A 13,318-nucleotide genomic window follows, 5' to 3' on the forward strand; every position below is an offset into this window, starting at 1 on the left:
GGGGCCGATTCATCCTTGGAGGCTCACGCGGCTTTGCCGCGTGAGCGCCTTCAGCGACACCCGCTTCGCGGTTGCGCGCGGATGACGGGAATGCGGAGCGCATAGACGGCACCTACGAAAGCCTGCCAGATAATTTTCGTCGCCGTGTCGGTTCCGCAAGGTCCCGCTCGTCTTGGAGGTGAGGGGACGGCTCTGCCGCCTTTCTCGCCGACAGTGAAAGCAAGGAACTCCCATGCGATTCATGATGCTGATGATCCCGCTTGGCTACGAGAGCGCGCCGCCGGACGTTCAACTCGATCCCGAGCGCGTCGCCGCGATGATGCGCTACAACGAGGCGCTGAAGGATGCCGGCGTGCTGATCACGCTCGACGGCCTGCACCCGCCCTCGATGGGCGCGCGCGTCTCGTTTGCGACCGGCGAGCCGGTCGTGACCGACGGCCCCTTCGCGGAAGCCAAGGAAGTCCTCGGTGGCTACTGGATGATCGAGGTGGATTCGCGCGCGGAAGCGATCGCCTGGGCCAAGAAGTGCCCGGCCTCGGCCAACGAGATCATCGAGATCCGGCAGGTGCAGGAGATGTCCGACTTTCCGCCCGACGTGCAGGCGGCCGCCGCCGGCTTCGACGACCTCAGGAAGTAGCGACCGTGCCCGCGAGACGATCACGGCTTGCCTCAATCCATCAACAAGGGAGAGAGAACCGATGAGCACCGAACACAAATTTCTCGCCGTCTATCTCGGCAGCATGAGCGGCGAAAAAATGAAAGCCTGGCACGCGATGCCCGAAGCGGATCGGAAGGCCAGGGAGCGCGAGGGCATGGCCGCCTGGCATGGCTGGGTCGAGAAGCACAAGGACGTCATCGTCGAGATGGGCGGCCCGCTCGGCAAGACCCGCCGGATCGACGCAAAGGGCATCACCGAGATCAGCAACGCGCTGACCGGCTTCACCGTGATCCGGGCCGCCTCGGAGGAGGAGGCCGCAAGATTGTTCGAGAACCATCCGCATTTTGCGATCTTCCCGGGTGAGGCCATCGAGGTCATGCCCGTGCTGGCGATTCCGCAGATGTAGCTTCGGGCGACTGTCAAGTTGGCCATCATTCCGGGGCGATGCGAAGCCTCGAACTATGGTGCGCAATTGCGCACCTGAGAATCTCGAGATTCCGGGTTCGGCTCTTCGAGCCGCCCCGGAATGACTGCGGAAAATACGGGTTCATCAAACCCGGCCTGCGCTAGTGACCTTCACGCGCGGCTCATGTAAAAGCCGTTCACATGAGCTGGCGCAAGGAGCAGCGCCGCGCCGAGCGCGGCTACCACCACGGCAATCTGAAGGAAGCCCTGTTGCAGGCCGCCCTCGGGCTGATCGCCGAGAAGGGCGCGGCCGGCTTCACCTTCGCCGATGCAGCGCGCATGGCCGGCGTCAGTGCGGCGGCGCCGTACCGGCATTTCCGCGACCGTGACGAGCTGTTGTCCTCGATTGCCCAGCGTGGCTTTGAACAGTTTGAATCGCGGCTGACCGCAGCCTGGGACGACGGGCGCCCCGACACCGTCACCGCGTTCGAGCGTGTCGGCCGGGCCTATCTCGCCTTCGCCCGCGAAGAGCCCGCCTTCTACAACGCGATGTTCGAATCCGGCCTGCCGGTCGATGCCAATCCGGCGCTACAGGCCGCTAGCGAGCGCGCTTTTAACGTCATTCGCGCCGCCGCTGAGCGTCTCGCGGCGCTCGCACCTCCCGGCACGCCGCGTCCGCCGGCGATGATGATGGCACTGCACATTTGGTCGATGGCACACGGCGTCGCTTCGCTGTTCTCCCGCGGCGATGCCGCGCGGCGCAAGCTGCCGATGTCGCCGGACGAGCTGCTCGAGGCCGAGGTGCTGATCTATCTGCGCGGCCTCGGCTTCCCGACCGACCGCCGGCCGGCCGCGAAGAGCGCCGAGCCGCCGCCGGTGCCCTCGGAGGCTTCCTCCGGTTCTGGAGTCCCGCCCGGCGGACCCTGGGGCAAGCCGAAATAAAGTTGCGCAAATAATTCCGCGGGCCTGTTGGGCGGCCAGCTTGACAAAATCGCGGGATGGTCTAGCTATGTAAATGTTATTTACATTCACAACGGCGCTGATGCCGTGATGGAGATGGGAAATGGCCTACACCGCTGATGTCAATCGATGGCGCGGCCCTTCGGATCAATACCAACAGTACGAGCGTCCCCGCATGCTCGACACGCCCTGGCATCCCGGCTGGATCGCCGTGACCATCCTCGGCTTCATCATCTGGTGGCCGATCGGACTTGCCCTTCTCTTTTTCACACTCGGGAGCAGAAGAATGTCGTGCTGGAGCCATCAGGATCGCTGGCAGAACAAGATGGAGCGGATGCAGTACAAGATGGATCGCATGCGTGATCGCATGGAGCGCCGCGGCTTCGGCTTTGGCTTCGGCCCGCCGTCCTCGGGCAACCGCGCCTTTGACGAATACCGCGCCGAGACGCTGCAGCGGCTCGAGGAAGAGCAGCGCGAGTTCAAGGATTTCCTGACCCGTCTGCGTCACGCCAAGGACAAGGAAGAGTTCGACCAGTTCATGGCGCAGCACAAGGCGCGTCCGACCCCGCCGCCGACGGACCAGCAACAGGGCTGATCTGACGCCGACACCTCTCAAAGCGTTCAGGCGCATGCCCCCAAAGTCCTGATGGCCCCGAGCCGCCCGCCTGCGCAACCCGCAGGCGGGCGGTCGGGTTTGGTGACCTCTCCCCGCTCTCGTACGCCAAAGCTTCAGCGGAGGCGCGCAGTCCGCGATTTCGCGATTTATGGCCTTCCCGTGCTCGCCGCGGCGTGCGGCCGACTGTATGCGCTCGACTTGCGCAAGCAGGCCCGGTTTGCCTGCGCATCCGAGCGGCGCTACGTCCCGCCGGCATCACTGGCGCTCTGATCCGGACCGCCTATATGCGCCTCGCAGGCGACAAGATCTTCTCGCGCTTTCCGGATGCGGCCGGCCGCGAGGACAGTCTGATCGACATCAAAGGCATCGTCGATGCCTTCGCCTTCCTCTACCGCCAGCCCGAACGCGCCTGGTCGTTCGAGCTCGATGTGCGGACCTCCAAGGAGAAGTGGTGAGGGCCCGTCACCGGCGATCCGTCGCGAGCTCACTCAGGCCGCGCGGCGATGGCTCTCGCCGCCATGGTGCGGCGTGACCGGCTCCGAGCTGGTCTGGCCTGGAGCATCCACCACCGCGACGTGATGGCGATACACCATCTCCCAGCCCTTCCATCCCGTGAACAGCAGGATGCCGACCACGATCAGGGACAGCACGACGCCCCACGGCTTGATCGCAGCCTCCGCACCTTGTGCATAGCGCAGATAGACATTGATCAGCGCCAGCACGACGGCCGCAAGATTGCCGACCATGTGATACCAGGCATCGTTGAGCCGGCGGATGCGGGGCTCGCTGAGGAAATCGGTGAAGCCGGCGGCGGCGGCAACCAGCGCCATGACGATGCCGGCGCCGATCAGCCACATCGCGGCCCTAGCCCAGAAGGTGTCGCCGGTGCCGATGAACGCCAGATCGGCGATGGGCGCGCCGACCAGGAACGCGACAGGGAACGGGATGATCATGGGGTGGACCGGATGATCGCCGATCGCGGCGGTCGTCTTGGGATTGATGCTCATGGCAATGACTCGCTGAAAGTGATTTTCGGGACAATTTTTTGGGGCGAGCGCTAGTTCCTCAGGTCAACGCGGCAGACCCGATGCTCGCCTTGCAAGGAAGTCCAGGGTGAGGCTGCGCGGCCGACTGCGCTCCCTCTCCCCTTGCGGGGGTCCGCCGGGCCGGCCTGACCCCAGGGAGCCGCCGCACAATGCCTCCGCCGCGGCAAGACGGCCATCCCCCTGCGCTACCGACCTTTCCCGCAGCCAAATTTGCTCCTGGTAACCCGGCGTTAACCATCGGCGGGCTCTGGTATTTATGGACAATCGCGCCCAAAGCCCGAGGTCGAGGCCCATAGTTTTGACATCTTGGCAGGGAAATGCAGGCAGCCGGCTTTGGACCAGCCCTTGCACCCCAGAAAGATGAGGCTTTGAGCGGGCTTGCCGCTGCACCGGTTCCGGCGCGGCAGTTGGGAACCGGCAGCCATTTGCTGTCACGGACATCAGGTAACGATCGCCTTGAGAGGATACTGCTTATGAATCCGGCCGACGTGGCTCAGTCAGCCCTTCCGGTTGCCGCTTCCGCGGACGTGTCGCTGATCGCGCTGTTCTGGCAGGCTCACTGGATCGTGAAAGGGGTCATGCTGGGGCTTCTGTCCTGCTCCGTCTGGGTCTGGGCGATCGCCATCGACAAGATCTTCCTGTTTTCCCGCACCCGCCGTTCGATGGACCGCTTCGAGCAGGCTTTCTGGTCCGGCGAATCGATCGAGGAGCTCTACCGCACCCTCTCGGCCAAGCCGACGCATTCGATGGCCGCCTGCTTCGTCGCCGCGATGCGCGAGTGGAAGCGCTCGTTCGAAAGCCACGCCCGCTCGGTCGCCGGCCTTCAAATGCGCATCGACAAGGTCATGAACGTCTCGATCGCGCGCGAGGTCGAGCGGCTGGAACGCCGGCTCCTGGTGCTCGCCACCGTCGGCTCCGCCGGCCCCTTCGTCGGCCTGTTCGGCACGGTCTGGGGCATCATGTCGAGCTTCCAGTCCATCGCGGCGTCGAAAAATACCTCTTTGGCGGTGGTGGCCCCCGGTATCGCGGAAGCGCTGTTCGCGACCGCGGTCGGCCTTATCGCCGCCATTCCTGCCACTATTTTCTACAATAAGTTCACGTCCGAGGTGAACCGGCAGGCGCAGCGGCTCGAGGGCTTCGCCGATGAATTTTCAGCCATCCTGTCGCGTCAGATCGACGAGCGGGGCTGACGGACGGCATGTATAGTGTGAAGGGCAATTTGGGCACCAGACCATGGGCATGAACGTCGCGAGTTCGTCCGGAGGCGGCGGCCGCCGCAGCCGGCGCAAGCCGGTCATGGCCGAGATCAACGTCACCCCGATGGTCGACGTGATGCTGGTGCTGCTCATCATCTTCATGGTGTCGGCACCGCTGCTCACCGTCGGCGTGCCGCTCGATCTGCCGCAGACCCAGGCCAAGAGCCTCGAGCAGAACGACCAGAAGCCGATCCAGATGTCGGTCGACGTCAAGGGCAAGGTGTTCATCAACGACCAGGAGATCGCGATCAACGAGCTGGTGCCGAAGCTGAAGGCAATCACGGATGCGCGCGGCGGGCTCGAGGAGCGGATTTATCTCCGCGCCGACAAGAAGGCGGATTACGGCACGGTAGCCAAGGTGATGGGGCTGTTGTCGGGAGCCGGATTCAAGAAGCTGGCGCTCGTCACGGAAGCGGATCAGGGGTCTTAAGGCCGTGAAGGTGAAGGTCGACAAGACACTCGTTGCGTCGATTGCCCTCCATGTCCTGGTGCTGGGATGGGGTCTCGTCACCTTTAGCAGCAGGGCCTTCGTCGCGCCGGAAGAGTCGCTTCCGATCGACATCATCTCCTCCGATCAGCTCGCCAAGATGATGGCGGGGCAGAAGACCGGCAAGAAGGAAGAGCTGAAGCCCAAGGTCGAGAAGATCGCGGAAGCCAAGCCGGAAGAAGATGCCGTCGGCAAGGTCACCGAGAAGAAAGAGCTGATCAAGACCAACTCGACGCCGGAGCCGCCGCCGAAACCCGTCGAGAAGCCGGTCGAGAAGAAGCCCGAGCCGCCGAAGCCGGTTGCCGAGACGAAGCCGAAGGAGGAACCGAAGCCGCAGGAGAAGAAGCCTGATCCGGCCAAGGAAGATCCGATCGCCGAGCTGCAGAAGAAGCTGGAAACGAAGAAGCCGCCGCCCAAGCCCGTGGAGCAGAAGATCGCCGCGGTGCAGCCGCAGCAGCAGCCCAAGCCCAAGGAGCGCACCTTCGATCCTGCGCAGATCCAGCGCGATCTCGACAAGCGCGCCGCGACCCGGCACGAGCTTGCCGGCGCGGCGCTGAACGCGTCGGCATCTCTGGGAGCGGCCACCGGGACCGCCGCCAACAATGTCGCGACCTGGCGCGGCGCGTTCCAGGGTGCGGTCAAGCGCTGCTTTACACCCACCTATAACGGGCAGGATGCGGATCTGTACGAAGCCGACATCGACATCCCGATGAAGATCGACGGATCGCTCGCGTCCGAGCCTATCGTCGTCGCGGTGAGGGGACCGTCGCGGTCGATCGCCCAGGCGGTGGCCGAGAGCGCCAAGCGCGCCATCGTGCAGTGCCAGGTCTATTCCTTCATGCCGAAGCAGCAATACGAGAGCTGGAAGCTCATTCCGATGACTTTCGGCCTGAAAGACATGTTGTGACATCCGAACAAAAGAATTTTGCAATGAATGACGCTCGATCGATGAACCGCCGCCGCTTCATGACCCTGACCGGGTCGACGCTCGCGATGCTCGGCGGCGGACACGCCTTCGCGCAAGGCCAGCCGCGCATCCGCATCGATCCCACCGAATTCCAGCCGATCCCGATCGCGATCTCCAATTTCCTGCCGGGTTCGCCGTCCGACAGCGACGTCGGCAACGGCGTGACGCAGGTCATCACCAACAATCTGAAGCGCTCCGGCCTGTTTGCGCCGATCGACCAGGCCGCTTTCATCGAGCGCATCAGCAACATCGACGTCGCGCCCCAATTCCAGAACTGGAAGACCATCAACGCGCAGGCCCTCGTCACCGGCCGCATGACGCGGCAGCCGGACGGCCGGCTCAAGGCCGAATTCCGCCTGTGGGACGTGGTCTCCGGCCAGCAGCTCACGGGTCAGCAATATTTCACGTCGCCGGAATACTGGCGCCGCATCGCCCACATCATCTCCGACCAGATCTACGAGCGGATGACCGGCGAGAAGGGCTATTTCGACAGCCGCGTCGTGTTCGTCGACGAGACCGGCCCGAAGGAGCGCCGCGTCAAGCGGCTCGCGATGATGGACCAGGACGGCGCCAATGTGCGCTACCTGACCCGCGGCTCCGATCTCGTGCTGACACCGCGCTTCTCGCCGAACTCGCAAGAGATCACCTATATGGAGTTCGGCCAGGGCGATCCGAAGGTCTATCTCTTCAACATCGAGACCGGCCAGCGCGAGATCGTCGGCAACTTCCCCGGCATGACTTTCGCGCCGCGGTTCTCGCCGGATGGCCAGCGCGTCATCATGAGCCTGCAGCAGGGTGGCAATTCCAACCTGTTCGTGATGGATCTGCGCTCGCGTTCGACCACGCGCCTCACCGACACGCCGGCGATCGACACGTCGCCTTCTTACTCGCCGGACGGCACCCGCATCTGCTTCGAATCCGATCGTGGCGGCCGGTCGCAGATCTATGTGATGGGCGCGGGCGGAGGAGCGGCGCAGCGCATATCCTTCTCCAAGGACGACACCAACGCCAGCTATTCGACGCCGGTGTGGTCGCCGAAGGGCGATTACATCGCCTTCACCCGGCAGGGCGGCGGACAGTTCTCGATCGGCGTCATGAAGCCGGACGGCAGCGGCGAGCGGCTGCTCACCTCCGGCTTCCACAATGAAGGTCCGACGTTCTCGCCGAACGGCCGCGTTTTGATGTTCTTCCGCGATCCCGGCGGCAATGCCGGACCGTCGCTGTACTCCGTCGACATTTCCGGCCGCAACGAGCTGAAGGTGCCGACGCCGGGCTTCGCCTCCGATCCGGCATGGTCGCCGCTGCTGTCCTCGACCGCGGGCCAATGAGGACACGCGGCCAAAACATCGCGCGTTCAGACGCGCGATGTTTTCGAAAAAAAGCACCGATTTTTTCGCGTCCGGCGTGCAAGGCAAGTGTTCCTTTACCTTGTACCCGGCAAGGCTTGCCTAGCTGATTGATAATATAAGCGGAAATCGGTTCGTTATTGCCGAAAAACAACTCGACTTTAACGATGTTCCCTCAGAAAGGCTTCACCTGGTCTGGGTAAAAGTACGCGTCAAACAGGACGCGCGTACAAACCAGATGCAGTTCGCAAGCCAGACCGGAGAACCCGATCGGGGACAGGCCGCGCCGAAGGCGTCGACCGCGCAGATCGATTCTCTCTTCGAGGCGCCCGGTCCGCTGCTTGCTGGAATCGTCTTCGTCGCCATCGGAGCGGCCATCACCGCGTTGAGGACCGGGCAGATCCTGACCTGGGCAACGGTGGGACTGATCATCCTCGCCGGAGCGATCCGGTTGTTCGATCTGCGACGATTCCTGCCTCGCAAATCGAACCTGACCGCCGAAGAGGCTGCGATTTGGCAGCGGCGCTATCTGATCGGCGCGCTGATCCAGGCTGCCGCGATCGGGATATGGTGCTCGCTGGCTCTGGTGAGCACCAACGACGCCGTGGTTCACATGATCGCCCTGTCCGTCACGACGGGCATCGTGGGGGGCGGTGCGGGCAGGGCTTACGGCCGGCCGTCGATCTATCATCTGCAGGCCGCGCTGATGTTCGTCCCGTCGGTCATCGCGCTGGCATCGCACGGCACGCCCTACTACGTGGCGATGTCGGTCTTGAGCGCCGCATTCCTGCTGGCGATCATGCAGCTCTCCGCCAATCTGCACAAAATCTTCATGCGGGCGGTCATCGCGCGCGAACGCGAGGCGGCACTCGCCGGCCAGTTCGATACCGCGCTGAACAACATGCCGCACGGCCTGTGCATGTTCGGCGTCGACAGGCAGCTCGCGGTGATGAATCACCGGTTCGGCGAAATGCTGGACCTGCCCGACACGCTCGTTCGCAGCGGCGTCAGCGCGCGCGACATCGTGGCGGCGTGCGTCTCCTCCGGCTCCATCTCGGCTGCGAGCGGCGAGACCATCGTGGCCGAGATCGAGAGTTCGCGGGCGAAGGAGATCGTCACCGTCGATCCCGACGCGCAGAGAAACCGGTCGTTGTCCTGGACCGTGCAACCGATGGCGGACGGAGGCGCGGTTGTGCTGCTCGAGGACGTCACCGAGCGGCGCAACGCCGAGGCCAAGATCACCCATCTCGCCCGCTATGATGAGCTGACGGCGCTGCCCAACCGCGTTCATTTCCGCAACGAGATCGAGTGCCTGCTGGCGGCTTCGCATTCGGCCGAGCGTCTGTCGGCGCTGCTGTTCATCGATCTCGACCAGTTCAAGCAGGTCAACGACACGCTCGGCCATCCCTGCGGCGACCAGCTGCTCTGCGCCGTCGCCAATCGCCTGCGCGAGATGCTGCGTCCGGAGGATTTCGTCGCGCGCTTCGGCGGCGACGAGTTCGTCGTGTTCCAGCAGAACCTCAATGCGCCCGAGGACGCGGCGGCGCTCGCGCGCCGTATCGTCGAGCGCCTGAGCGAGCGCTACCGCATCGACAATCATCTGGTCGAGATCGGCGCGAGCGTCGGCATCGCGCTGACCTCGCCGGAGGGGGCCAGCGCGGATACGCTGCTGAAGAACGCCGACATGGCGCTCTACCGCGCCAAGGCCGACGGCCGCGGCACCTTCTGCTTCTTCCGCGACGAGATGGCGGCCACCGTCGAGGCGCGCCGCATCCTCGAGCTCGACCTGCGCAAGGCGCTCGCCAACGAGGAGTTCGAGCTGTTCTACCAGCCGCTGGTCAACCTCAAGTCCGGCAAGATCACCACCTGCGAGGCGCTGCTGCGCTGGAATCATCCGGTGCGCGGCACGGTCTCGCCGGTCGACATCATCCCTGTCGCCGAGGACATGGGGCTGATCGTCGATCTCGGCCGCTGGATCCTGCGCCGCGCCTGCATGGAATGCATGAAGTGGCCGGACGGCGTCAGCGTCGCCGTCAACTTCTCGCCGCAGCAATTCCACCAGCGCGACGTGCTGAGCGAAATCCGCTATGCGCTGGAGGTCTCAGGGCTTCCGGCGCATCGCCTCGAGATCGAGATCACCGAATCCTCGCTGCTGCGCAACACCCAGCTCACCCACGACATCCTGTCGCAATTGCATGCGCTCGGCGTGCGCATCTCGCTCGACGATTTCGGCACCGGCTATTCCAGCCTCAGCTATCTGCACAATTTCCCGATGCAGAAGGTCAAGATCGACCGCTCCTTCCTGGAAGGAATCGACACCGACCGTCCGCTGACGCTGCTGCGCGGCGTGGCGCGGCTGTCCGCCGATCTCGGCATGTCGGTCGTTGTCGAGGGCATCGAGACCAACGAGCAGCTCGAGTTGATCAGCGCCGATGGCACCGTCTCCGAAGGGCAGGGCTACCTGTTCAGCCGGCCGGTGCCCGCGATCCGGATCCGTCAGCTGCTCGACGCCTCGCATGGCCGCCGCATCGCGGACGCCCAGATCGTTTCGATCTCCTCGCGCTCCTTCGCCTAGCGGCGCGCACGCAGCCCCTCCTTTTTTCTCCTCTCCTTCCAGGATGTTTCTGGCGCTCCCCCGGAGTCTTGCGGGCCCCCGAAGTTAACCGTAAAGGGCCTAATCCTTTGCAATTTTATTAAGGAGTCATTAATCTTCCCTTGCACTCGCGGAAGTTGTTTGCAGTGTCGGGAGTACCAGATGAAGTCAGGAGCCGAACCGCGAGCACCGCAGGACATGCGGGGGGCAGGGCTGTTCGACCGCGTCGACTACCGTCTCATCGAGACTCCCGAGGAACGAGATGCCGTCTATGAGATGCGCTACCGGGCCTATCTCCACGGCGGATTGATCTCGCCGTCGCAATCGCAGCGGATCGTCGACGTCTACGATGAATCGCCCAACGCCTGGATCTTCGGAATCTATCTCGACGGCGAACTCTGTAGTTCTCTTCGCCTTCACGTCCTGACGTCGGAGCAGCGGATGTCCTACACATCCGAATTGTTCGGCGACGTTCTTCATCCGCGCCTCGATCGCGGCGAGGTTTTCGTCGATCCGGCGCGCTTTGCCGCGGACCCCGAAAAGAGCCAGCGCTTTCACGAACTGCCCTATTTGACGCTGCGACTGGCCTATCTGGCCTGCGATCATTTCAAGGCCGATCTCGGCCTCGCGATGGTGCGTACGGACCACCAGGCGTTCTATCGCCGCGTCTTCCTGCACGAGACCCTCACGGAGCCGCGGCCGTTCCCGGGCTGGCATTCGCGACAGGTGGTCCTGATGGCCTCCGATTTCGCCAAGCTCCGCGAGCGGGTCCTGACCCGCTTTCCGATCATGCGCTCGAGCGCTTTCGAGCGCAGGATGCTGTTCGACCGTGCCAGCCAGCGCCAGGCCGTGTCCCGGCCGATGCTCGTTTCAGCGCCGCTCAGCCCGGCTTAAGCCCAGGTCGCTGGGCCAACTTGGGGGCCTCACGGCATTCCGTGGCCGCGTGGCCTCTGCTGTCCAAAATTCCAGCAAAACCCGGCATTTTGGCTCCGGCGCGGCTTGCCTTCACCCTCGCGCCACATTTACAACCCATTAACCATGATGGGTGCTTTTCGCGGGTTGGGGGCATTTGACGGTGTGAGGCAAGGTTCCGTCAAGGTTGACGGAACGTTCGCTTAACCAACCCCCTGTAGACCGGACAGCAGTGGACGAACGTGAGCGTGGAGGCTCCGGAATGAAATATCCTATGCGTATCCTCCAGGGATTGAAGCTGGCCGCGGTGGTGGCAATCGCGCTGTCGATGGGCGCCTGCGCCAAGCAGAACGGGGGCCTGGATGCAAATGCGAGCGCGGCGACGCCGGGCAGTCAGCAGGACTTCGTCGTCAACGTCGGCGACCGCGTGTTCTTCGAGAGCGACCAGACCGATCTGACCCCGCAGGCGATCGTGACCCTGGAGAAGCAGGCGCAGTGGCTCCAGACCTATCCGCGCTACTCCTTCACCATCGAGGGCCATGCCGACGAGCGCGGCACCCGCGAATACAACATCGCCCTCGGCGCCCGCCGCGCCCAGTCGGTGCGCTCGTTCCTCGCCTCGCGCGGCATCGATCCGAACCGCATGCGCACGATCTCCTACGGCAAGGAGCGGCCCGTCGCCGTCTGCAACGACATCTCCTGCTGGTCGCAGAACCGGCGCGCCGTCACCGTCCTGAACGCGAGCTCGTAACGACCAGTCAGCGGCCGTTCAGCTTCGGAAACAGATGATCCGGCGCCCTCCTGGGCGCCGGTTTCGTTTCAGCGATCTGTGACAGAAACCCCTTTGTAGCAGTCACATTTTTGGCGTACTCCACTTCAATGTGTGGCGCGTCGAAGGTTCCGTCGCAGGCCATTTCGCTTTTGTCGTCAGGGCAAGATGTCATCCAGATTTAAGGCTTTTACCGGCACCGCGGCGACCGCCGCGCTGCTCTCCTTGTGCTCGCCGATGGTCTTGAGCTCGCCCGCCTTGGCGCAGTCGATCCTGGCGCAGTCGGATGACGATCCCGAGATGCGGATCGAACGGCTGGAGAACCAGCTGCGCCAGCTCACCGGCCAGAATGAAGAGCTGCAATATCGCAACCGCCAACTCGAAGAGCGCCTGCGCGCGCTCGAGGGCGGCGCGCAAGCCGCGCCCGGACAGGTGCCGGTCCAGCCCAATGTCTCAGCCGCGCCGCCCGCGCCGGCCTATCGCCAGCCGCAGCATGCCGCGCAGCCGGGTTACGAGCAGCCGCAGATCGCATCGCCCGCGCCGATCGTCCAGGAGCAGCCGGCGCCCGGTGCCCCCGGCACGCGCCGCCGCGGCGATGCCTTCGACCCGAGCCAGAACCCCAATGCGCCCGGCGCGCCGCGCGCGCTCGGCGGCGGCCAGCAGCCGGTGCCGGCCACCGGTCAGGTCGGTGCCCCCGGCGGCCGCAACGCCGGCGAGCCGCTCGATCTCGCCAACACCAGCCCGCGCTACCAGCAGGGCGTGCCGCCGGCCGCACAGCCGGGCTATCCTCCGGCACAACAGGGCTATCCCGCGCCATCGGGCGGCACCGGCCTGACGACGCTGCCGCCCTCGGCAACGCCGCGCGACGAGTTCGACCTCGGCATCGGCTACATGCAGCGCAAGGACTACGCGCTCGCCGAGCAGACCATGAAGAACTTTGCGCAGAAATATCCGAACGACCCGCTGCTCGGCGATGCGCAATACTGGCTCGGCGAAAGCTACTACCAGCGCCAGCAATATCGCGATTCCGCAGAGGCCTTCCTCGCCGTCACCACAAAATACGACAAATCGGCCAAGGCGCCCGATGCGCTGCTGCGGCTCGGCCAGTCGCTCGCGGCGCTGAAGGAGAAGGAGGCCGCCTGCGCCGCGTTCGGTGAGGTCGGCCGCAAATATCCGCGCGCCTCGGCCGGCGTCAAGGCCGCGGTCGATCGCGAGCAGAAGCGGGTGAAGTGCTAGAGCATGATCCGGACCCGAAGGGCCGCGTTAGCGCAAATTGTGCAGCGGTTTTCCGAAAGATCATGCT

General features: G+C 64.4%; 14 protein-coding genes. 13 read left to right on the plus strand and 1 reads right to left on the minus strand.

Annotated elements, in window-relative coordinates:
- The first annotated feature begins 232 nt into the window (after positions 1-232).
- The 5 genes from AC5V87_RS05465 to AC5V87_RS05485 all read left to right on the plus strand — a co-directional run bounded on the left by AC5V87_RS05465 (position 233) and on the right by AC5V87_RS05485 (position 3,094).
- The gene (locus AC5V87_RS05465; protein ID WP_495370220.1) at positions 233-637 is read left to right on the plus strand and encodes a YciI family protein; all 405 of its coding nucleotides are present in this window, start codon (positions 233-235) and stop codon (positions 635-637) included.
- A 61-nt stretch (positions 638-698) separates the two neighbouring features.
- The gene (locus tag AC5V87_RS05470) at positions 699-1,064 is read left to right on the plus strand and encodes a YciI family protein (protein ID WP_495370221.1); all 366 of its coding nucleotides are present in this window, start codon (positions 699-701) and stop codon (positions 1,062-1,064) included.
- Between the two features lie 200 nt (positions 1,065-1,264).
- On the plus strand, positions 1,265-2,005 hold the full coding sequence (locus tag AC5V87_RS05475) for a TetR/AcrR family transcriptional regulator (RefSeq protein ID WP_456840999.1): 741 nt from the start codon (positions 1,265-1,267) through the stop codon (positions 2,003-2,005).
- Between the two features lie 121 nt (positions 2,006-2,126).
- Positions 2,127-2,618: a DUF2852 domain-containing protein gene (locus tag AC5V87_RS05480; RefSeq protein WP_456840998.1), complete on the plus strand. Its 492-nt coding sequence runs from the start codon at positions 2,127-2,129 to the stop codon at positions 2,616-2,618.
- Between the two features lie 305 nt (positions 2,619-2,923).
- Positions 2,924-3,094 (plus strand): hypothetical protein, encoded by a 171-nt coding sequence (locus AC5V87_RS05485; RefSeq protein ID WP_495370222.1) that lies wholly within the window; start codon positions 2,924-2,926, stop codon positions 3,092-3,094.
- Positions 3,095-3,127: 33 nt separating this feature from the next.
- Here AC5V87_RS05485 and AC5V87_RS05490 read toward each other — a convergent pair whose 3' ends face one another.
- The gene (locus AC5V87_RS05490; RefSeq protein ID WP_456840997.1) at positions 3,128-3,646 is read right to left on the minus strand and encodes a DUF2231 domain-containing protein; all 519 of its coding nucleotides are present in this window, start codon (positions 3,644-3,646) and stop codon (positions 3,128-3,130) included.
- Between the two features lie 512 nt (positions 3,647-4,158).
- Between AC5V87_RS05490 and tolQ the strand changes: the two genes are divergently transcribed.
- From tolQ to ybgF, 8 genes are all read left to right on the plus strand, one after another.
- The gene (gene tolQ, locus AC5V87_RS05495) at positions 4,159-4,875 is read left to right on the plus strand and encodes a protein TolQ (protein ID WP_027561063.1); all 717 of its coding nucleotides are present in this window, start codon (positions 4,159-4,161) and stop codon (positions 4,873-4,875) included.
- A gap of 43 nt (positions 4,876-4,918) precedes the next feature.
- Positions 4,919-5,371 carry a protein TolR gene (gene tolR / locus AC5V87_RS05500; RefSeq protein ID WP_456840996.1) on the plus strand — a complete coding sequence of 151 codons (453 nt, stop codon included), beginning with the start codon at positions 4,919-4,921 and terminating at the stop codon, positions 5,369-5,371.
- A 4-nt stretch (positions 5,372-5,375) separates the two neighbouring features.
- Entirely contained in the window at positions 5,376-6,335 is a 960-nt protein-coding gene (gene tolA, locus AC5V87_RS05505) for a cell envelope integrity protein TolA (protein WP_456840995.1), read from the plus strand.
- Positions 6,336-6,376: 41 nt separating this feature from the next.
- Entirely contained in the window at positions 6,377-7,723 is a 1,347-nt protein-coding gene (gene tolB / locus AC5V87_RS05510; protein WP_495371830.1) for a Tol-Pal system beta propeller repeat protein TolB, read from the plus strand.
- Between the two features lie 256 nt (positions 7,724-7,979).
- Positions 7,980-10,316 (plus strand): putative bifunctional diguanylate cyclase/phosphodiesterase, encoded by a 2,337-nt coding sequence (locus tag AC5V87_RS05515; protein WP_456840994.1) that lies wholly within the window; start codon positions 7,980-7,982, stop codon positions 10,314-10,316.
- A gap of 180 nt (positions 10,317-10,496) precedes the next feature.
- Entirely contained in the window at positions 10,497-11,228 is a 732-nt protein-coding gene (locus AC5V87_RS05520) for an N-acyl amino acid synthase FeeM domain-containing protein (protein WP_456840993.1), read from the plus strand.
- Positions 11,229-11,508: 280 nt separating this feature from the next.
- Complete coding sequence (gene pal / locus AC5V87_RS05525) at positions 11,509-11,997, plus strand: peptidoglycan-associated lipoprotein Pal (RefSeq protein WP_271672528.1); 489 nt, start codon at positions 11,509-11,511, stop codon at positions 11,995-11,997.
- Between the two features lie 186 nt (positions 11,998-12,183).
- Positions 12,184-13,251 carry a tol-pal system protein YbgF gene (gene ybgF, locus AC5V87_RS05530; protein WP_456840992.1) on the plus strand — a complete coding sequence of 356 codons (1,068 nt, stop codon included), beginning with the start codon at positions 12,184-12,186 and terminating at the stop codon, positions 13,249-13,251.
- Positions 13,252-13,318: the final 67 nt, after the last annotated feature.

Source organism: Bradyrhizobium sp. SOJA106, from assembly GCF_059448745.1.